Here is a 19,088-nt window from a genome sequence, read left to right as displayed (position 1 = left end):
CTGTCCGGGGAAGAAACGACCCGATTGCTGGTGGTGTGGTGTCCGGATTGGCCGGTTACTGCGGCGAGTGTGGCCGCAGGGATTCCGGGGCATCACCCCGCCGCGGTGTTCTCAGCGAACCGGGTCGTCGCGTGCTCGGCGACGGCACGGAGCAACGGGGTGCGCCGGGAAATGCGGCGCAGAGAGGCGCAGTCCTGCTGTCCTGATCTCGCTGTGCTCGGAGTGGATCCGTCACGAGATGCGCGGCTGTTCGAGCCGGTCGCCGCCGCCGTGGAGGAGCTGGTGGTCGGGGTCGAAGTGGTACGGCCCGGCGTCGTCGCGGTACCTGCGGCAGGTGCTGTCAGCTACTTCGGTAGTGAGCACGAATTGGTCGAGCGGATGGTCGATCACGTGTCAGGCAGGACGGAACTGGAATGTCAGGTCGGCATCGCGGACGGGCTGTTCACCGCGGTCCTCGCCGCCCGCAGGGGTGTGGTGGTCGAGCCGGGGACGGCCGCGCGGTTCCTTGACCCGTTGCCGATCATCGAGTTGGCCAGCGCCATGCCCATGGAGGATAACGGTGAGCTGGTGGACCTGCTGCGACGACTGGGGCTGCGCACGCTTGGGCAGTTCGCCGAGTTGTCGGAGCGGACGGTGTCCTCGCGGTTCGGGCGGGTCGGCATGATCGCTCACCGGCTCGCGCACGGGCTGTCCGAACGACCGATCGACAGACGACCACCGCCGGAGGAGTTGGCGGTGGTCGAGACGTTCGACCCACCGCTCGACAGGGTCGATGCTGCGGCGTTCGTGGCAAAGACACTAGCCAAGAAGCTGCACGCTGAGCTCGGCCAGCGCGACCTTGCCTGTACACGACTCAGCATCTACGCGGTGACCGAGACCGGTGAGGAGTTGGCGCGCACCTGGCGGTGTGCGGAACCGGTCAACGAGGGCGGTATCGCCGACCGGGTGCGCTGGCAGTTCAACAGTTGGCTGCGTGCCGCACCAGCTGACGGACTCGCGAGCGGGCCGAACAGTGGGGTCGTGAAGCTGCGACTGCGGCCGGAAGAGCTGGTTGACGCGAGCAAGCTGCAGCTCGGGTTGTGGCGTTCTGGCGGTGGGGACGACGAAGCCGACGAGCGCGCTGGTCGTGCCCTGGTTCGGGTGCAGGGGATGCTCGGCCAGACCGCGGTGTCCACTCCGGTGCTCGTGGGCGGGCGCGGGCCGGGCGAGCGGGTGCGACTGGTGCCGTGGGGCGACCCGCGTGACGACGTCGACGAACGTCCATGGCCAGGCAAGCTGCCAGCGCCGTCGCCCGCCACGGTGTTCACCGAACAGGTCGAGATCACCGTGGTCGACAGTCGGGGTCGTCCCATCGCTGTGACTGAGCGCAGCCAGCTGACCAGACCACCACGCCGTATCGAGATGACAGGCCGGTCCGCGCGGCAGGTCATCGGCTGGGCAGGGCCTTGGCCGGTGGATGAACGCTGGTGGGACCCGCGCGGCGACGGCGTACGGGCACGGGTGCAGGTCGTCGTCGACCAGGGCGACGCCCTGTTGTTGCAGTTCCGAGCGCACACGCAGCCGCGCTGGATTATCGAAGGGGAGTACACCTGATGGGGTGGAGCAATCCGCCGGTGCGGTGGTCCGAGCTGGAGCGGACCTTGTCCGGGCGCTCCGACCGCGAGGTCATCGGGGACGGTTCGGACAGCCCAGCGTGGACCCGCCGTCGCGAGGGCTACTTCCGGCCGGACGACCTCGCTGACCTGCGGGCGGAAGGCCAAGCAGGCAGCGACTGCCGGGTGCCCTATGCCGAGCTGCACTGTCACTCCAACTTCAGTTTTCTCGACGGTGCGAGCCATCCCGAGGAGCTGGTCGAGGAGGCGTCCCGGCTCGGACTCGACGCGATCGCGCTCACCGATCATGACGGCATGTACGGGGTGGTGCGGTTCGCGCAGGCGGCGAACGAGCTGGGCGTGCGCACCGTCTACGGTGCCGAGCTGAGCTTGGGGTTGTCCTCCCCGCAAAACGGCGTCGCCGACCCCGAGGGTGAGCACCTGTTGCTGCTCGCGCGCAACGAACGCGGCTACGCCAATCTCTGCCGTGCCATCACGGCGGGCCAGCTCGCCGGGCACGACGGCGGAACCCGCGCCGAGAAGGGCAGACCGATCTACCGCATCGACGAAGTCGCCGAGCAGGTAGCGGGCGACTGCGTCGTGCTGACTGGATGCCGTAAAGGACCGGTCCGTTCAGCACTGTCTAACACCGACCCGGCAGCCGGTTACCGCGCGGCGGCGGGCAGGCTGCGGCAGCTCACCGAGCTGTTCGGTAAGGACAACGTCTTCGTTGAGCTGTTCGACAACGGTCTGCCCGCCGATGGCGGGCGCAACGACGACATGGCCACCCTCGCCGCTGAGTTCGGTCTGCCGACGGTGGCCACCACCGTCGCGCACTACGCCACACCACACCGGGGGCGTCTCGCCGCCGCGCTCGCCGCGATCAGAGCGCGGCGCAGCCTCGACGATATGGATGGCTGGCTACCCCCTGCGGCGGGCGCGCATCTGCGCTCGGGAGCCGAGATGCAACGTAGGTTCGCCCGTTATCCCGGCGCGGTGCAGCGTGCCGCGCTGCTTGGGGTCGAGCTGTCGTTCGACCTGACGCTCGTCGCTCCGGAGTTGCCGCCCTTCGACGTCCCCGATGGTCATACCGAGGTCAGCTACCTGCGCTGGCTGACCTACGAGGGTGCGTATCAGCACTACGGTCACCGCTATGCCAACCCGGAGGCCTACCAGCAGCTCGAACGTGAACTGAAGATCATCACCGATTTGAACTTCCCCGGCTACTTCCTGATCGTCGCCGACATTGTCCGGTTCTGTCGCGAGAACGGAATCCTCTGCCAGGGCAGGGGTTCTGCCGCGAACTCGGCGGTCTGCTACGCGCTTGGCGTCACCAAAGTGGACCCGGTGCGCTGGGGGTTGCTGTTCGAGCGATTCCTCGCTTCCGAACGGGACGGGCCGCCCGACATCGACATCGATATCGAGTCGGATCGCCGCGAGGAGGTCATCCAGTACGTCTACGCCAAACACGGCAGGCTGCGGGCGGCGCAGGTCGCCAACGTCATCACCTACCGGGCGCGCTCTGCGGTGCGCGACATCGCGGGGGCATTCGGCTACTCGCCGGGCCAGCAGGACGCCTGGAGCAAGCAGATCGACCGTTGGTCGTCGTCACGGTCCCATGCAGACGACGACATTCCGGAGTCTGTCGTCGCGCTGGCCAACGAGCTGGGTGACTTCCCCCGCCACCTCAGCATCCACTCCGGCGGGATGGTGCTCGCCGACCGTCCGGTGAGCGAGGTGTGCCCCGTGGAGTGGGCGCGGATGGCCGATCGCAGCGTGCTGCAGTGGGACAAGGACGACTGTGCTGCGGCGGGCCTTGTCAAATTCGACCTGCTCGGACTCGGCATGCTCTCCGCCGTGCGGTACGCGGTTGAGCTGGTACGCGAGCACGAAGGCGTCGAGATCGACCTCGCGCACCTCGACCTGGAGGACCCCAACGTCTACGACATGCTGTGCCGTGCCGACGCCATTGGCGTGTTCCAGGTGGAAAGCCGGGCGCAGTTGGCGACGTTGCCTCGGCTCAGACCACGCAGCCTGTACGACCTCGCCGTCGAGGTCGCGCTGATCCGGCCGGGTCCGATCCAGGGCGGCTCGGTGCACCCGTATATCCGCAGACACAACGGCGAAGAGTCCATCACCTACGACCATCCGCTGACGGAGCACGCGCTGGAGAAGACGCACGGCGTGCCGTTGTTTCAGGAACAGCTGATGCAGCTCGCGGTCGATGTGGCCAGTTTCAGCGCTGGTGAGGCCGATGAACTGCGCCGGGCGATGGGTGCCAAACGGTCGGCGCGCAAGATGGAAGGGCTACGGCAGCGTTTCCGCGACGGGGCGGCCGACAATGGTGTGCCGCGCGACGTCGCCGAGCGGATCTACGACAAGCTGCTGGCCTTCGCCAACTTCGGCTTCCCGGAAAGCCACGCGCTCAGCTTCGCCTACTTGGTCTTCACCAGCGCATATTTCAAGTACTACCACCCGGCCGCCTTCTGCGCGGCGCTGTTGCGGGCGCAGCCGATGGGGTTCTACTCGCCGCAGTCGTTGGTCGCCGACGCGCGCAGACACGGTGTGACCGTCCGCGGTGCCTGCATCAATGTCAGCCTGGCGCACGCCACTCTGGAGCCGGTCTCAGCGGACGACGCGACGCCTGCGGTGCGGATCGGGCTGGCCGCAGTGCGCACCATCGGGCAGCGGGTGGCGGAGCAGATCGTCGAGGAACGGCAGCGCGGCGGGGCGTTCGCCAGTATGGCCGATCTGGCTCGTCGGGTCCGGCTGCGCACACCGCAGGTCGAGGCACTGGCGACGGCGGGCGCGTTCGTCTGCTTCGAACAGGACCGTCGGCAAGCACTGTGGGCGGCGGGCGCGGTCGCGACAGAACGGCCGGAGAAACTGCCAGGCAGTGGCGTCGGTGTGGATGCGCCGCCGCTTCCCGGGATGGACGACAAGGACCGCGCGGTGGCGGACGTGTGGGCGATGGGGATCTCACCCGACAGCTTCCCCACGCAGTTCCTCCGTGATCGACTGAATCGGCTCGGGGTCGTGCCCGCCGCGCAGCTCGTTGAGGTGCCGCACGGCACCAGGGTGCTCATCGGCGGTGCGGTGACCCATCGCCAGCGGCCCGCGACCGCGAGCGGCGTCACGTTCCTCAACATCGAGGACGAGACGGGCATGGTTAACGTGGTCTGCTCGCCGGGGCTGTGGTCTCGCTACCGGAAGGTGGCGCGGTCGAGTCCGGCGCTGCTGGTCCGGGGCGTTGTCGAGCACGCTGACCACGGCACGGGCGTGGTCAGCGTCCTCGCCGACCGGCTCCAGCACCTCGACGTCCGCGCCCCCACGAAGTCCCGCGACTTCCGCTGACATCGTGTCCCGTGTTGCGGACGCCGTGTTCGTCACCAAGGACGCTGTGTGGCGCGTTTCCCGAGGCGTGTTCGTCACTCCGGCCAGCGTGCCGGGCAACGTCAGTCGACGGGTGGCTCACCGGGGTCGAGTTCCACGAGGACGCCGTCCGCGACGAGGTCCTCGATGGCCGCGGGCAGGACGTATGCCGTGCCGCCGCCCGGCTGGTTGAACCACGGGATCGCGACCCCGGACAGCGCCTCGATGGGCCGCTGCACCCGGTAGACGTGATACGGGCGGTTCACCCATTCCGGTACCAGCGACCGCTCCTCGAACGGCGTGCCCGCCGCGTACGTCAAGTTGCCGTCCGGGCGGCCGAACCGGTCGATCTCGCTGCCTATGGGTAGGTCTTCCATCTGCTTGCCCCGGAACAGCGTCAGCGGCGGCTCGCCGGGCAATGGCTGGATCGGCCAATTCCCCGGCTGCGACGGCGCGCCGGACGACTGCGCACCAGCGACGGCTGGCGTGCCTCCTGGAGGCGTCCCTGGCCGGGACGCCTGGGGCTGGAACGTCGTTGGCGCCGCTTCCGGACGTTCGGTGCCTGCTCCGGATGACACCGGTGGCGTCACCGTAGTTGGCTGCGGCGCACCAGACGACACACCGGGCGGCGGACCGCCGGCAGGAGCCGACGGCGCGGCGGATGCGGCGTTGTAGTGCTCCCCAACAGCCCCGGACGCCGCTCCAACAGGAGGTGTCACGGTCGTCGGCTGCGGCGCGGCGGGGGAGGCCATGCCGGTTGGCGGCGCGGACAGCGCGTCGCCAACGTCCCGGTGGGTTCCGTTCACTTCGGGGTGTTCGTCGGTTTCTTCGACACCGGGATCGCCAGCGCCGTGCACGTCGACGTCAGCGGACTCCGACGTCCCCACAGGCTCAAGCAGCAGCTTGCCCAGCATAAACGCCGCCGCATCCTCGGCGTCGCCGAACATCGACGGATTGGTGAGGGTGTCGTCGTACCAGCCGACCCGCCAGCCGTGCTCGACCTGCTCAATGCTCCAACCGTGCGTCGCGGGTTCGCCGATGCTGTAGTCGTCGGCTGGCACGCCGAGATCGTTCAGCATCGTGCGCAGCCGCGTGATCGCGGGCTCGTCCGGGTAGGCCTGCTCCTCGATGTCGAAGTCGTCGAAGCCGTCGTCGGCAGCATCGCGCGGATCGAAGTACTGCGTGCTGATCGCCGCGTGCGCCGCCCGGTCGGGATGTGGCTCCTCACGAGGTGGCTCAGTGGGCCGAGCATCCTCGTGGCGGTGCTCATCGAACTGTGGCCCGTCGAATCGGGACTCCTCGAACGGCTGCGAGTCAACGCGGTGCTCGTCAACCGGCGCATCGAAGCCGGAGTCGTCGAAGTCGGAGTCGTCGAGGTCCTCGAAATCTTCCTCGACGTCCTCGGCTGGAGCATCCGGCCGCCCGGTGAGGTCGGCCGGTGGGTGCCACACCTCGGTTCGCTCGGTGGCATCCGGCGGCGGCGCGCCGAGGTCGGCGGGTGGGTGCCAGACCTGGGTCTCTTCCGTCGCGTCCGGTGGCCCTGCGCCATTCTCGGCGGTGCGACGCCACGGTGGATCCACCATCGTCGCGGGAGCGCCGGGTGCGGGAGTTGCGGGCGTCGTGGCGGCCCCGGGAGCGCCAGATTGCCCAGGAGCAGCCCCATACGCTTCCCGTGGCATCGGTGCTTGCTGCGAGCCAGGGGCACCCTTCGTCAGGTAGTCGTGCGCGGCGGCCCGCTGTTCGTCGGGGACGCGCGGCACCTGGAATCCGTTGTTCCTGATGTGCTCCACCAGCTCGGCCTCCGGCGCGATGCCGTATTCCTGCAGGTAGTAGTTCACCGCGGCGGGCCAGATCCAGGTGCCGTCGCTGTGGAAGGCGACGGGCACGCGCGCCTCCGGTGCGGGGGCCAGCCGGTCGACGTCGTAGCCACGGCCAGGCAGCACGACCGGTGCGCCACCGAGATACGACAGCACGCGGTCCTGTTCGGCGACGCTCAGTTCCTGGCGTTCGATCACCGGACGGCCGACCTGGTTCGTGCCATCGAAGATCCGGGCGAAGCGGAAGTGCGGTCCCGCTGGCTCCGGCCCGACGCCGGACAGTCGCTCCATCAGCCAGTCGGGGATGTTCTCCTCCATTCGGGGGAACATCCGTAGCTCGTCGGCGTATGCCTGCGGTGGCGGGAGTTGCCGCCACCGCGGCTCCTCCCGGTCGTACTCCAGGTTGTAACTCGCGGGCGCGTCCAGCGAGTAGTGGGCGTTGAACCAGGTGCCTCTCTCCTCGCGGTACATGCCAGCGCGCAGTCGGTTGAACAGCGTGGCGATGTCCTGGGTCGCCACCCATTCCTGCTGGCTACCGTCCGCCAGGGTGACCTCGCCCTCGAGTTCGTGGTACCTGCCGACTGTGCGGTAGTGCGCCGTGATGCGTTGCCAGTCACGGGGCGCCGTCCGCAGCAGGGCGAGACCGATCTGCTTGACCAGTGTGTCCTGCTCTGTCGCGTTGAGCTGAGTCGCGTGTGCCACCTGAACATCTTGACGTGAAAACGACTGGTTCGCACACGAAGGTCCCAGGATCACAGCATCGGAGCAAGTAGATGCACTTGCAGTAATCGTTGCCGTTACGGTGGCGTAGCCGGCGCTGCGGCGAAACGTGGCTGGTTTGGCGTCGGTATGGGGGATCAGGAAGGACAGGTGAAGGGTGATCGCCACGGTCAGCCGCGGTGGAACGCGGCCGAAGGCGCTCGGGGTCGCGCTGGCCTTCGTCGCCGGTTTCGCGATCGCGATCCAGTCTCGGATCAACGGCCAACTCGCCGTTGACCTGGGAGAACCCGTGCTCGCCGCGCTCATCTCGTTCGGCGGCGGACTCACCGTGCTCGTGGTGTTGCTCGTGCTTTCACGCGGTATGCGCGCTGGGGTCGCGCGGCTCCGTGACGCACTCGGCGCTCGCGGGCTCCGGCACTGGTACCTGCTCGGCGGTGTCGGCGGTGCCGCGATGATCTTCAGCCAGTCGTTGACGGTCGGTGTACTCGGTGTGGCCACTTTCACCGTGGGTGTCGTCACCGGGCAGACGGTGAGCGGGCTGTTCGTGGATCGGGTCGGCCTCGGCCCGGCAGGCAAGCGACCGATCAGCGTGGTGCGACTACTCGGTACCGGGCTGATGCTTGTCGCGGTGGTCGTGACGACGTGGGGCGGCATCGCGATCGCGGGCAGTCGCGCGTGGCTGCTGATCTTCCCCATCCTCGGTGGATTCGCGGTCGCGGTGCAGCAGGCGATCAACGGCCACGTCGGCGCGGTCGCGGACAGCGCGTTCACCGCGGCGCTGGTCAACTTCGCGGTAGGCACCACCGTCCTCGGGGTGGGCTGGCTCGCTACCGCGCCGCTCCGGGACAACGTCATCGAATTCCCCAGCAACCCGCTGCTCTACCTCGGTGGCCTCGTCGGCATCGGGTTCATCGCGACCGCCGCGCTCGTGGTGCGTTGGATCGGCGTGCTGCTGCTCGGGCTCGCCTCCATCGCGGGCCAGTTGCTCGCCGCGATCGCGTTGGATGCCGTGCTGCCAGCGCACACCGGCGGCCTCACGGCCAGCACCGTCGTGGGGGCGGCGTTGGCCCTGGTAGCGATCGGGGTCGCCTCGCTGCCGAAGCGCGTCGTGGCTTTGCGAGAATGAGCACCCTGGCTGGCGAGGAGAGGAACAAGCTGTGGCGACTGTGCTGGACGGCAGGGCGACCAAGGACGCGATCTTCGCCGAGCTCACGGGCAGGGTCGCCGCGCTCACCGAGCGCGGGCTGACACCGGGGCTCGCCACCGTGCTCGTCGGCGACGACCCCGGCTCGCATTCCTACGTCCGCTCCAAGCACCGCGACAGCGCGCAGGTCGGGGTGACGTCGATCCGCCGCGACTTGCCCGCCGACACCACACAGGCAGAGCTGGAGAAGGTCGTCGACGAGCTCAACGCCGACCCGGCCTGTACCGGCTATATCGTGCAGCTGCCGCTGCCGAAGCATCTCGACACCGGCGCGATCCTCGAGCGCATCGACCCCACCAAGGACGCAGACGGTCTCGCCCCCGTCAGCCTCGGCAGGCTGGTCCTCAATGAGAAGGCACCGCTACCGTGCACGCCGCGCGGCATCGTCGAGCTGCTGCGCCGCTACGACGTCCCGCTTAACGGCGCGCATGTTGCCGTCGTCGGCAGGGGCATCACCGTCGGCCGCACGCTCGGGCTGCTGCTGACACGGCGTTCGGAGAATGCCACCGTCACGTTGTGCCACACCGGCACCCGTGACCTCGCCGCGGAGACCAGCCGCGCGGACATCGTCGTCGCGGCGGCCGGGGTGCCCCATCTGCTCACGCCAGACATGGTCAAGCCGGGCGCCGCCGTGCTCGACGTCGGCGTCTCCCGCGTTGACGGCACGCTGACCGGCGACGTCGCCCCCGGTGTTGACGACGTCGCCGGGTACCTCTCACCGAATCCGGGCGGGATCGGCCCGATGACGCGGGCGATGCTACTCACCAATGTCGTCGAGGCCGCGGAGCGCGCGGCGGGGATCGCGAGCTGACATGTCCGCCAAGCGCGCGTCGGAGCACCTGCTCGCGCATCTGCCGTTCGGGCTGGTCCTCGCGATCGTCGCGTCGGGTTTCGTCCGAATAGCGCAGTATCACTGGCGCGAGGGCACGGTGCTGATCGCGGGCGCGCTGTTCGTCGCCGCCGTGCTGCGCGCCGTCCTCATGCCGGAGAAGGCAGGGTTGCTCGTCATCAGGGGGCGCGCCATCGACGTGCTCGCCTACACCGCGTTCAGCGCGTTGATCCTGTTCGTCTCGTTGACGATCGCCCAGGGGCCGACCGGCTGAGCTGCGGTTAGCGCTCCTCGTCAGGGCCGAGGACCTCGCAGTCCGGCCCCGGGTACATCAGGCTCTCGTGCCCGTCGGAGAAACGCACCAGGAACGGTGGGTTGCCGTCCTCGCCGCGCACCTCGACGATCTCGCCGTGCTGCTCACCGGACCCCACCGTCCTGCCATGTACCAGGATCCGGTCTCCTGCTGTCGCATGCATAGCTGACCACCTCCGTTTTCAGGGTAGGAGCAGGCGCGAGCCGCGTCGATGGGGACGATTGCTCCGGGAGCTGTTCCGCCGAAGAGAGCACCCAGCCGGGTGCACGATTTGCCCACGAGTGGCACCAGGAGCAGGCTCAAGAGGGGAGACACGCTCATCCGAGCAAGCACCCGACCAGAGGAGGCGGAGCACCATGGCGGCCTGTGAGGTTTGCGGCAACGACTACTGGATGTCCTTCGAGGTGCGCACCAAGGGCGGCGACGTCCACGTCTTCGACAGCATCGAATGCGCGGCGCAGCGGATCGCGCCGTCGTGCGAGCACTGCCAGTGCCGGATCCTCGGCCACGGCGTCGAAGTCGACGGCAGGTTCTTCTGCTGCGCGCACTGCGCCCGCACCACGGTGAGCAAGGGCGCCGAGATTCGCGACGCCGTTGGTGCTCACCCCGGCTGATCCTCCGCCGGGAACGGGGCGCGAAGCCCCAGGTCAATGCCGGGATCGATGCCGGTTGCTCTCCGAGGGGGATGCGATTTGGCTCGCGCGCTGTTCTGCTGAAAGACTGAGATTCGTCACGTGTGACACCATGGCGGGCGATTTACCAGTACGCTTGTCCCGTTAAGCAGAGCAGATACCACACACGCGAAGATCCGCGGAGGGTTAGCTCGCTGGGTCCACCCGAACAGTGGTACCCGCGGGCGACCCGCGACCAAAGAGTGAGGAGCACCTGGCGCTCATGTCGAAGATCAAGGTCCAGGGAACCGTCGTAGAACTCGACGGCGACGAGATGACCCGCATCATCTGGCAGTTCATCAAAGACAAGTTGATTCATCCGTACCTGGACATCAACCTTGAGTACTACGACTTGAGCATCGAAGAGCGCGACCGCACCGACGACCAGGTCACGGTCGACGCTGCCAAGGCGATCGCCAAGCACGGCGCGGGCGTCAAGTGCGCGACGATCACTCCTGACGAGGCGCGAGTAGAAGAGTTCGGCCTCAAGAAGATGTGGCGCAGCCCCAACGGCACCATCCGAAACATTCTCGGTGGTGTCGTTTTTCGTGAGCCGATCATCATCTCGACCATCCCTCGGCTCGTGCCCGGCTGGACCAAGCCGATCATCATCGGCCGTCACGCCCACGGCGACCAGTACAAGGCCACCGACTTCAAGGTGCCCGGGCCCGGCACCGTGACCATCACCTACACCCCGGACGACGGCTCGGAGCCGATGGAGTTCGAGGTCGCCCACTATCCCGAGGGCGGCGGCGTCGCGATGGGGATGTACAACTACCGCAAGTCCATCGAGGACTTCGCGCGGGCGTCGCTCCAGTACGGCCTCGACCGAGGCATGCCGGTGTACATGTCGACGAAGAACACGATTCTCAAGGCCTACGACGGCATGTTCAAGGATGTCTTCCAAGAGATCTTTGAGAAGGAGTTCAAGGCCGACTTCGACGCCAAGGGCCTGACCTACGAGCACCGCCTCATCGACGACATGGTCGCCGCCTCGCTGAAGTGGGAAGGTGGCTACGTCTGGGCCTGCAAGAACTACGACGGCGACGTGCAGTCGGACACGGTGGCGCAGGGCTTCGGCTCGCTTGGCCTGATGACCTCGGTGCTGCGGACGCCGGACGGCAGGATCGTCGAGGCCGAGGCCGCACACGGCACGGTGACCAGGCACTACCGGCAGCACCAGCAGGGCAAGCCGACATCGACCAACCCGATCGCGTCGATCTTCGCGTGGACGCGCGGCATCGAGCACCGGGGCAAGCTGGACGGCACGCCCGAGGTCGTCGACTTCGCGCACAAGCTGGAACAGGTCGTCGTCGAGACCGTCGAGAGCGGCAAGATGACCAAGGACCTCGCGCTGCTGACCGGCAAGGACTCGCAGTACCAGACGACCGAGGAATTCCTCAACACGCTGGACGAGAACCTGCAGAAGAAGATGGCGCAGGGCTGACCCCGGCGCTGGCGCACCCGGGCGTGTGGTCCTGGGTGCGCCACCTGTCCCGCTACCCGTGAGTGGCACTCACGACCGGGTGGAGGTTACGCCTTCGTGTCCCACCGAGGGCTCGGTAGTTGCTATACCTGGAGTGCGTTATCAGTCGCAGCGGGTCGCGAGGAGCACGGGTGTTACTGGGCATACCGAAGCGCACTTTGATCATTACCGCCGTGCTGGCAGGGGTTCTCTTCATCTACATCCTCGGTGATGAGCGCAGAGGCATCGGCGGCATCGACGTCGAGGGCTCGGCGGAACCAGGATGTCAGTTCACTGTGACGGCCGACGTGCTCAACGTGCGCGACGGTCCGTCGACGGACGCCGACGTCGTCGACAAGGTGACACGGGCCGAGACCGTCGACGCTAGTTCGACCGTGCGGAAGGGCTTTCGCAAGCTCGGTGATCAGCGGTGGGCGGCGAAGGAGTTCCTGACGCCGCTGCCGGACGCATCCTGCGGATAGTCGGCTCCCGCGCGTCGTGTCGGTGGCCGCCGGTAAGGTCTGCGGCGTGCTAACCGTGTCGACCGTGAACGTCAATGGCCTGCGTGCCGCGGCGAAGAAGGGCTACGTGGAGTGGCTGGCCGCCGCCAAGGCCGACGTCGTCTGCCTGCAGGAAGTCCGTGCCGAGCGGGAGCAGCTCCCGGACCACGTCGTCGCTCCGGACGGCTGGTACGCCGCGTTCGCGCCCGCCGCCGACAAGGGCAGGGCAGGCGTTGGCGTGCTGTCGCGTGCCGAGCCGGCGTCGGTGCGCGTCGGCTTCGGCGACCCTGAGTTCGACACCTCGGGGCGCTACGTGGAGTGCGAGTACGACTCGCTGATCGCGGCGAGCGTGTACCTGCCGAGCGGTGAGGTCGGTACGCCGAGGCAGGCGGAGAAGGAGCGCTTCATGGGGGCGTTCCTGCTGCACCTCACGCGGCTGCGCGAGCGTGCCGAGGCAGCGGGCAAGGAGGTCGTTGTCGTCGGTGACTACAACATCGCGCACACCGAGGCCGATCTGAAGAACTGGAAGGGCAACCAGACCAACTCCGGGTTTCTGCCCGAGGAGCGGGAATGGTTCTCCCGGGTGCTGGATGGGGCTGGCTACGTCGATGTGCAGCGGTCGCTGCAGCCGGAGGGGTCTGGCCCGTACTCCTGGTGATCCTACCGCGGCAAGGCGTTCGATAACGACGCCGGGTGGCGCATCGACTATGTGCTCGCGTCGCCAGGGCTTGCGGCGAAGGCCGTCGAGGCACGGGTGGAACGCGCGCCGAGCTACGACAAGCGCTGGTCCGACCACGCTCCGGTCACGGCGGTGTTCGACTGGCCGGGTCTGTAGGGGCGGGGACGCCTGCGCTGCGGCCCGCCCCGACTTCACCAGCGCCGACGGGTCCGCCCGGCTGCTGCCACGAGGCCGCCCCCGACTTCGCCAGGGCTGCGTACCTGGTTGTCGCTTTTTCGGCGCAATTTGCCCGGCGAAGTCGGGCCGCGCTGCTCGTTCAGGAGTGCGCGACGCGCTTGAGCCACGCCTCGGTGTTGGCGAGGAGGCGAGCCACTGCTGGGCTGTCGTACCGGGCGATGTCATCGGACTTGGTGGCACGAACCATCGCGTCCAGCAGACCGTCGGACTGACGCGTGATCTCGTCCCGGAGCCAGTCCGCGTCCACGTGCAACCTCGTCGCGAATCGCGCCCAATCGTCTACCGAGGCCGCTGCTGCGTGGAAACTGCCGTTCACGGCCATGGACAGATCGTTGCCAGCTCCGTCGGAGTAGGCGAGGTGAGAGTTGAGGTCGTACAACGGGGCGAGCCGGATGTCCTCGCCGCTCAGCAGGAGTGAGTAGTTGCGTGCGTGACCGTCGGTGCCGCATGTGAGCCAGTTGAAGACCAGAGCCTGCGCAAAGCGGCGCGTGTCATTCTCAGGTTTGCTGCTCGTCCGTTGGAGGAGATCGGCGATGGTGGCCGCCCCCGGACCGCCCTGGCTTTCGTACTTGTTATCTGGCCACACGGCTAACGCCTGGCACATGTCCTCTTGATGCACGCGCTGCCAACGCCCGGTCGACCGCTGGATTCGGTCATAGCGCGTGACCACGATGCCTCGCTCGTCGTCGAACTCCTCGATGGCGCAGCGTGCGGCGCGCAACCCGAGACCAGTGGCGGTTCTCAGCGTCACTGCCTCAATGAGATCTTGGTCGGTCATGCCGGGAATCGACGGCTTGACGATGTGGGTCGACGGGACGGCGCCAGACGGATCACTCCATCCCCTGTCGGATCGATGCAGGGCGATCTTCGCTTGGGCGCCTGCCAGGGAGAACTTGCCGCTCGTGCCCTCTTTCATGGAAACCGGCAGATCGGCCTTCGCACGCCGGAGCATCTCGGCCACCTCGACAGAGTGGAGATCGTCAAGGTCGCCGCGCCCATCGAGAACGGCCTGAAGGCGATCGGGCCGCACGAACTGCGCAGCGCCTGCGACGTCCTCGCCGACGTGCCGAAGCAGAGAGAACGGGCTGATGTCGTCGGCGATCCCGAACCGACGGCGCCACTGACGCAGCATCTCCGGCCGATCGGGAAGCAGCCCCTGCAACCACGGCACCAGCACGGCTTCGCGGTACCTGCCCGACGGGCCCGGCATCGACACGGAAAGGGGAGTGAATCGTCCTGCGCTGGGGGTCTCGTAGCGCAGGCGCATCTTTCGCTTTCCTGAGCGCTGGACGTCGCCAATTACGCGGCCGTTCATGACGACGTGCAGGAAGTGTTCTGTCGCGCCGTTCATGCGTCGACGCCGTCGATCAGCGCATCCAGGTCGACGGGTTCCTCTTCGTCGACCGGTGCGGGCGGCGCGGGGCGCGACAGCGTCACCGAGACATCTAACGCGGCTATGATCCTCATGACCATGTCGAGCGGAGCCGACGGTTTCTCGCCCATTTCGAAGGTGCTGAGCCACTGGCGTCCGACGTCGGCTAGTTGCGCCAGCGCGGACTGCGTGATGCCTTCGGCTGTCCGGATTTCGCGGAGGGCGGGGCCCAGGTCGTCGGGGCGAGCTACATGGATTGTCGCCATATGACGACAATAGCATTTGTCGTCATATGGCGACAGCATCGCGCGGCTGCTGCGGGGCGGCAGCTCGGCTACCTCGGCTTCGCGAGGGATATTGCGCGAAACCTGCCCGACTCATATCTGTTTGTCGTTTTCTTGGTGCAATTTGCCTGGCGAAGTCGCCCCGGTCGGACTGCGTCGGTGTTCGACGCCTCGACGAGCGTCGCTGGATAGAGGTGTTACACGTGAGGGACGAGCGTGCCACACCTTTATCCGACTCTGGCGTGTTGTGACTGCGCCAGAGGCAGCACTGTCCGGGAGCGGACAATTGTGCTGCGCGGTGTGTGGCGAGCATGATTGGCTTGCTCGGGTTGTCCGCTGTCTGGCAGGGAGTGTGTGCATGAGTGCGTCCGTGGAACCGGTTGCGAGGCTGACGTCGTTGTCCCAAGGTGCGGGATGCGCGTGCAAGCTGCCGCTGTCCAAACTGGAGTCGCTGTTTTCCACGTTTGGCACCAACCTGGGAACAGCCACGGGTGACCTGCTCGTCGGTGCGCTGGAAGGCGACGACGCCGCCGTGTACCGGCTCGACGACGAGCGCGCCATCATCCTGACTACTGACTTCTTCACCCCGATCGTCGACAACGCGCGCGACTGGGGTCGAATCGCCGCCGCCAACGCGCTGTCCGACGTCTACGCCATGGGCGGCACACCGCTGATCGCCGTCAACCTCACGGCGTGGCCAGCCAACGACCTGCCGATGGACATGCTCGGTGAGGTTCTCGAGGGCGGCTCGTCGATCGCGGACGAGGCCGGGTGCCTCGTCGTCGGCGGACACACCATCGACGACCCGATCCCCAAGTACGGCATGGCCGTCGTCGGCATGGCGCACCCGGACAAGCTGTTCCAGATCGACCAGCTCGCCGCGGGTCAGACGCTCGTGCTGTCCAAGGCACTCGGCACCGGTGTCATCTCGACGTCGATCAAGGCAGGTGGCGCTGAGGACGCGTGGATCGAGGCCGCCGTCGGCTCGATGACCACCCTCAACGCCGAAGCGGCCGCGATCGCGCGCGAGCACGGCGTGCGGGCGGCCACCGACGTCACCGGCTTCGGGCTGCTCGGCCACCTGCACCGCATGGTGCGGGCGAGCGGGCTCGCCGCCGAGATCGACGCCGCGTCGGTTCCGGTGCTGCCCGGCGCGCGCGAGGCGATCGCGGCTGGCTTCGTGCCCGGCGGCACGAAGTCCAACACCGAGCACATCGCGCCGTACGTCCACGTCGGCGATGGCGTGCCGGAGGACACCGCCGTGCTGTTGCACGACGCGCAGACATCCGGCGGCATGTTGTTCGCGGTACCGGACGGTGTCGACGTCGACGCGGTGGTCAAGGCCCTGCGCGCCAAGGACCTGCCCGCGGCGGCCGTGGGCCGTGTCGTCGAGGGCGAAGCGGGCCACGTCAGCGTCAAGGCCTGAGTGCCCGGCCCCGGCGGAACATGAATGCGTTGTGGTGACACGTGTCGCCACAACGCATCAAGATCGCGTCGGGAGCAGGAGGACACGGCGCCCCGAGTGGGGACACGGCTTCTACCGCACGCTGCGGCGGATCGCCGCGCTCGTGACGTCCACGACCAGCGTCAGCAGGATCAACGTCGCCAGCGTCGTCAGGGCGCCCGCGTAGTTGAAGCTGCCGATCTGGTGGTCCAGCAAGAGCCCGAGCCCGCCTGCGCCGACAACGCCGACCACGACGGTCTCCCGGATGGTGACCTCCCACCGGTACAGCCCGTAGGCGACGAACCTGGGTGCGGCGGCCGGGATCACGCCGTAGCAGAACACCTTCGATGCGGACGCGCCCGTGGCGCGGATCGCCCGCAGCGGGCGCGCGTCCAGGTTGTCCACGGACTCCGCCATCAGGCGTCCGAGGACGCCGGTGGTGTACACCGCCAGCGCGATCGCGCCGGGCAGGATGCCGGGATACATCACGAACAGCAGCAGCAACGCCCATACCGGCGGCGGGATCGCCCGCAGCACCACGAGCACGAACCGGCTGGCCAGCATCGCCGCCGTCCGCGCGATCCGTGCCACCGCGCCGCGCTCGACATGGTCTCGGCCCTGTGCGGGCGTGGACGCGGGCACGGCGAACAACGCGCCGAGACCGAACGCGATGGTGATCGCCACGATCGACATCGCCAGCGTCACCCCTGCCAGCATGAGCAGCCCGCTGACACCGGTGCCACCGACACTGGGCGGCCACGCCTCGCTCAGCAACTGGATGCCGAACTCCCATGCCTTGCCGCTCCACAGCACGGCGATGTCCAGTCCCACCCACCAGGCGGACAGCGCGATCAGTACCGCACCGAACACCAATGACGCCGTCAGCAGCGGATCCCGTCGGACGCCACCGCCATCACGGCTACGACGACGGCCACGCGCCCGCGCCGAACGCACCAGCGAACTCCAGTAGTCCGCCGCGACGCTGAGCAGGATCAGCGCGAACAGCAGCGTCCAAATCTCCGGGTAGCGCAACGTCTGAAAGCTCAGTGCGAGCTGGAAACCGAGCCCGCCCGCGCCGACGAGGCCGAGGATCGCCGCGCTGCGAATCGCGCACTCGAACCGGTAGAAGCCGTAGGAGATGAGATCGGGCAACGCGGGCGGCAGCAGCCCGTACAGCATCGCCGACCACTTGCTCGACCCCGCCGCCAGCAGCGCGGTGTATGGCTTGCGGCCCGTCTCGTCCAGCAGTTCGGAGAACACCTTCGCGGTGACCGCGCCGAACGGAATCCCGATCGCCAGCACGGCCACGATGGGGTCGATACCGAACACGACCAGGAAGAACAGTCCCCAGACGACCTCGTGGATACCACGCGGCACCACGAGCACTGCCCTGGCGAGACCCCACCCGGCCAGTCTGCGTCCGCGCCGGGAACGCACCCCGGACGCCCACCACGCCTGCGAGCTGAGCACGCCGCCGATCAGGCCGATCACCAGGCTGAGCGCGGTGCCGAGCACGGCGTAGGCGAGCGTGGTGAGCATCGCCGTCCCAGTCAGCGCGAGGAACTCCGCGTCCAGCCGGGGCGAGGCGGCCGCCGCGAAGAAGTCGAACAACGATCCGGCGCCCTCGGACTTGATCACTTGACCGCGGCCGATGCCCGCCGCCACCGCCGAGATGACGATGGCCGCGACGATCAGCAGCGCCCAGCCGCGCCGCTTCCGGGACCGCTCGGCCGCGCCCGTGCCGCGTTCCGGTGCCGGTGGCGGCGTCGACGTGCCCGACGACTCACTGGGCGACTCCGCAGCTTCCCGCCGACACGTCGTCGTCATCGCGGCTCCGTCGCTCGCTCGAACGCGTACAGCGCGTCGACCTCGTCGTCGGTCAGGTCGGCGCGCTTCTTGTCGAAGGCGATCTGACCGGCCCGTAGCCCGACCACCCGCTCGAAGCTGCCTAGCGCCATCTCGACGTCGTGCAAGCAAGCCAGCAGCGTCACACCCACCTCAGCCGACAGTTCGAGCAGCAGGCTCATGATCTCGCGGCCCCGTGCGGGGTCGATGCTGGCGACCGGTTCGTCGGCGAGGATCATCACCGGGTCCTGCACCAGCACCCGGGCGATCGCCACCCGCTGCTGCTCGCCGCCGGACAGGTCGCCGGTGCGGTGATGCAGCTTGTCGCCAATGCCGACCCGGTCCAGTGCCGCTTGCACCCGTTGGACGTCGCGTGGCAGCAGCAGCGACAGCGCCGCCTTCCAGAACGGCCAGCTGCCGAGCCTGCCCGCGTTGACGTTGTGCACCGTACGCAGTTGCTCGACCAGGTCGAACCGCTGATGGATGGTGCCGACGCGGCGCTGTGACTTCCTGATCTCCCGTGCCGACGCGCGCCGGTAGTCGCAGCCGAGCGCCGTCACCTCCCCGCTGGTGGCGGCGATAGTGCCGTTGAGCACGCCGATCAGCGTGCTTTTACCCGCACCGCTCGGCCCGATGATCGCGACCCGCTCGCCGGGCTCGACGGTGAGGTCGACCCCGGCGAGCGCGGTGTTCTTGCCGTAGCGGACACCGACGCCGCTGAGCGCGAAGATCGGGCTGCTCATG

At 67.9% G+C, this 19,088-nt stretch carries 15 protein-coding genes and 1 pseudogene; 10 read left to right on the top strand and 6 right to left on the bottom strand.

Going from position 1 to position 19,088, the window contains the following annotated elements; translation table 11 throughout:
• Positions 1–24: 24 nt before the first annotated feature.
• Positions 25–1,593, top strand: coding sequence for a DNA polymerase Y family protein (locus AMYHA_RS00295; protein WP_034275252.1), 1,569 nt, complete (start codon positions 25–27; stop codon positions 1,591–1,593).
• Positions 1,593–4,946, top strand: a complete 3,354-nt coding sequence (locus tag AMYHA_RS00290; RefSeq protein WP_034266732.1) for an error-prone DNA polymerase — start codon at positions 1,593–1,595, stop codon at positions 4,944–4,946. Before AMYHA_RS00295 ends, AMYHA_RS00290 begins: the two co-directional genes overlap by 1 nt.
• A 101-nt stretch (positions 4,947–5,047) precedes the next feature.
• On the opposite strand, the gene AMYHA_RS00285 is transcribed toward AMYHA_RS00290, so the two are convergent.
• Positions 5,048–7,483 carry a glycohydrolase toxin TNT-related protein gene (locus AMYHA_RS00285; RefSeq protein ID WP_034266730.1) on the bottom strand — a complete coding sequence of 812 codons (2,436 nt, stop codon included), beginning with the start codon at positions 7,481–7,483 and terminating at the stop codon, positions 5,048–5,050.
• 175 nt (positions 7,484–7,658) lie between these two features.
• Between AMYHA_RS00285 and AMYHA_RS00280 the strand changes: the two genes are divergently transcribed.
• Genes AMYHA_RS00280 through AMYHA_RS00270 form a run of 3 tightly spaced genes read left to right on the top strand, consistent with a single transcriptional unit; the run spans position 7,659 to position 9,808 of the window.
• Positions 7,659–8,627 carry a DMT family transporter gene (locus AMYHA_RS00280; RefSeq protein ID WP_231104582.1) on the top strand — a complete coding sequence of 323 codons (969 nt, stop codon included), beginning with the start codon at positions 7,659–7,661 and terminating at the stop codon, positions 8,625–8,627.
• 31 nt (positions 8,628–8,658) lie between these two features.
• Positions 8,659–9,516 carry a bifunctional methylenetetrahydrofolate dehydrogenase/methenyltetrahydrofolate cyclohydrolase gene (locus AMYHA_RS00275; protein WP_034266727.1) on the top strand — a complete coding sequence of 286 codons (858 nt, stop codon included), beginning with the start codon at positions 8,659–8,661 and terminating at the stop codon, positions 9,514–9,516.
• Between the two features lies 1 nt (position 9,517).
• A complete protein-coding gene (locus tag AMYHA_RS00270; protein WP_034266725.1) occupies positions 9,518–9,808 on the top strand; it encodes a DUF3017 domain-containing protein in 291 nt (96 codons plus the stop codon).
• 7 nt (positions 9,809–9,815) lie between these two features.
• On the opposite strand, the gene AMYHA_RS00265 is transcribed toward AMYHA_RS00270, so the two are convergent.
• Positions 9,816–10,010 (bottom strand): DUF1918 domain-containing protein, encoded by a 195-nt coding sequence (locus tag AMYHA_RS00265; RefSeq protein ID WP_034266722.1) that lies wholly within the window; start codon positions 10,008–10,010, stop codon positions 9,816–9,818.
• A 193-nt stretch (positions 10,011–10,203) separates the two neighbouring features.
• Between AMYHA_RS00265 and AMYHA_RS00260 the strand changes: the two genes are divergently transcribed.
• The 4 genes and pseudogenes from AMYHA_RS00260 to AMYHA_RS00245 all read left to right on the top strand — a co-directional run bounded on the left by AMYHA_RS00260 (position 10,204) and on the right by AMYHA_RS00245 (position 13,318).
• Complete coding sequence (locus AMYHA_RS00260; protein ID WP_034266720.1) at positions 10,204–10,461, top strand: Prokaryotic metallothionein; 258 nt, start codon at positions 10,204–10,206, stop codon at positions 10,459–10,461.
• A 280-nt stretch (positions 10,462–10,741) separates the two neighbouring features.
• Positions 10,742–11,965: an NADP-dependent isocitrate dehydrogenase gene (locus AMYHA_RS00255; protein ID WP_034266717.1), complete on the top strand. Its 1,224-nt coding sequence runs from the start codon at positions 10,742–10,744 to the stop codon at positions 11,963–11,965.
• A gap of 170 nt (positions 11,966–12,135) precedes the next feature.
• Positions 12,136–12,465, top strand: coding sequence for an SH3 domain-containing protein (locus AMYHA_RS00250; RefSeq protein WP_034266715.1), 330 nt, complete (start codon positions 12,136–12,138; stop codon positions 12,463–12,465).
• 46 nt (positions 12,466–12,511) lie between these two features.
• Positions 12,512–13,318 (top strand): annotated as a pseudogene (locus AMYHA_RS00245) (exodeoxyribonuclease III).
• 160 nt (positions 13,319–13,478) lie between these two features.
• Here AMYHA_RS00245 and AMYHA_RS00240 read toward each other — a convergent pair.
• Both AMYHA_RS00240 and AMYHA_RS00235 read right to left on the bottom strand, forming a co-directional pair.
• Positions 13,479–14,750 carry a type II toxin-antitoxin system HipA family toxin gene (locus tag AMYHA_RS00240; protein WP_051399383.1) on the bottom strand — a complete coding sequence of 424 codons (1,272 nt, stop codon included), beginning with the start codon at positions 14,748–14,750 and terminating at the stop codon, positions 13,479–13,481.
• Positions 14,747–15,037, bottom strand: coding sequence for a helix-turn-helix transcriptional regulator (locus AMYHA_RS00235; protein WP_051399382.1), 291 nt, complete (start codon positions 15,035–15,037; stop codon positions 14,747–14,749). Before AMYHA_RS00235 ends, AMYHA_RS00240 begins: the two co-directional genes overlap by 4 nt.
• Before the next feature lie 376 nt (positions 15,038–15,413).
• Here AMYHA_RS00235 and selD point away from each other — a divergent pair, with 376 nt between their 5' ends.
• Positions 15,414–16,481, top strand: coding sequence for a selenide, water dikinase SelD (gene selD, locus AMYHA_RS00230; RefSeq protein ID WP_034266713.1), 1,068 nt, complete (start codon positions 15,414–15,416; stop codon positions 16,479–16,481).
• 111 nt (positions 16,482–16,592) lie between these two features.
• Here the strand turns inward: selD and AMYHA_RS00225 are convergent, their stop codons facing one another.
• Together AMYHA_RS00225 and AMYHA_RS00220 are read right to left on the bottom strand one after the other, a co-directional pair.
• Positions 16,593–18,326 carry a PhnE/PtxC family ABC transporter permease gene (locus AMYHA_RS00225; protein WP_051399381.1) on the bottom strand — a complete coding sequence of 578 codons (1,734 nt, stop codon included), beginning with the start codon at positions 18,324–18,326 and terminating at the stop codon, positions 16,593–16,595.
• Positions 18,323–19,087 carry a phosphonate ABC transporter ATP-binding protein gene (locus AMYHA_RS00220; RefSeq protein ID WP_157361673.1) on the bottom strand — a complete coding sequence of 255 codons (765 nt, stop codon included), beginning with the start codon at positions 19,085–19,087 and terminating at the stop codon, positions 18,323–18,325. The genes AMYHA_RS00225 and AMYHA_RS00220 overlap by 4 nt, the downstream gene beginning before the upstream one ends.
• Position 19,088: the final 1 nt, after the last annotated feature.

Source organism: Haloechinothrix halophila YIM 93223 (assembly GCF_000504245.1).
Classification (GTDB): domain Bacteria; phylum Actinomycetota; class Actinomycetes; order Mycobacteriales; family Pseudonocardiaceae; genus Haloechinothrix_A; species Haloechinothrix_A halophila.
Note: the sequence above shows the minus strand (reverse complement) of the source record. Positions and strands in the feature narration are given on the sequence as shown.

Excerpts from the sequence above, each read along its gene's own strand:
- AMYHA_RS00290 (WP_034266732.1), top strand. The coding sequence starts at position 1,593 with ATGGGGTGGAGCAATCCGCCGGTGCGGTGGTCCGAGCTGGAGCGGACC.
- AMYHA_RS00270 (WP_034266725.1), top strand. The coding sequence starts at position 9,518 with ATGTCCGCCAAGCGCGCGTCGGAGCACCTGCTCGCGCATCTGCCGTTC.
- AMYHA_RS00265 (WP_034266722.1), bottom strand. The coding sequence starts at position 10,010 with ATGCATGCGACAGCAGGAGACCGGATCCTGGTACATGGCAGGACGGTG.
- AMYHA_RS00260 (WP_034266720.1), top strand. The coding sequence starts at position 10,204 with ATGGCGGCCTGTGAGGTTTGCGGCAACGACTACTGGATGTCCTTCGAG.
- AMYHA_RS00255 (WP_034266717.1), top strand. The coding sequence starts at position 10,742 with ATGTCGAAGATCAAGGTCCAGGGAACCGTCGTAGAACTCGACGGCGAC.
- AMYHA_RS00240 (WP_051399383.1), bottom strand. The coding sequence starts at position 14,750 with ATGAACGGCGCGACAGAACACTTCCTGCACGTCGTCATGAACGGCCGC.
- AMYHA_RS00235 (WP_051399382.1), bottom strand. The coding sequence starts at position 15,037 with ATGGCGACAATCCATGTAGCTCGCCCCGACGACCTGGGCCCCGCCCTC.
- selD (WP_034266713.1), top strand. The coding sequence starts at position 15,414 with ATGAGTGCGTCCGTGGAACCGGTTGCGAGGCTGACGTCGTTGTCCCAA.
- AMYHA_RS00225 (WP_051399381.1), bottom strand. The coding sequence starts at position 18,326 with ATGACGACGACGTGTCGGCGGGAAGCTGCGGAGTCGCCCAGTGAGTCG.
- AMYHA_RS00220 (WP_157361673.1), bottom strand. The coding sequence starts at position 19,087 with ATGAGCAGCCCGATCTTCGCGCTCAGCGGCGTCGGTGTCCGCTACGGC.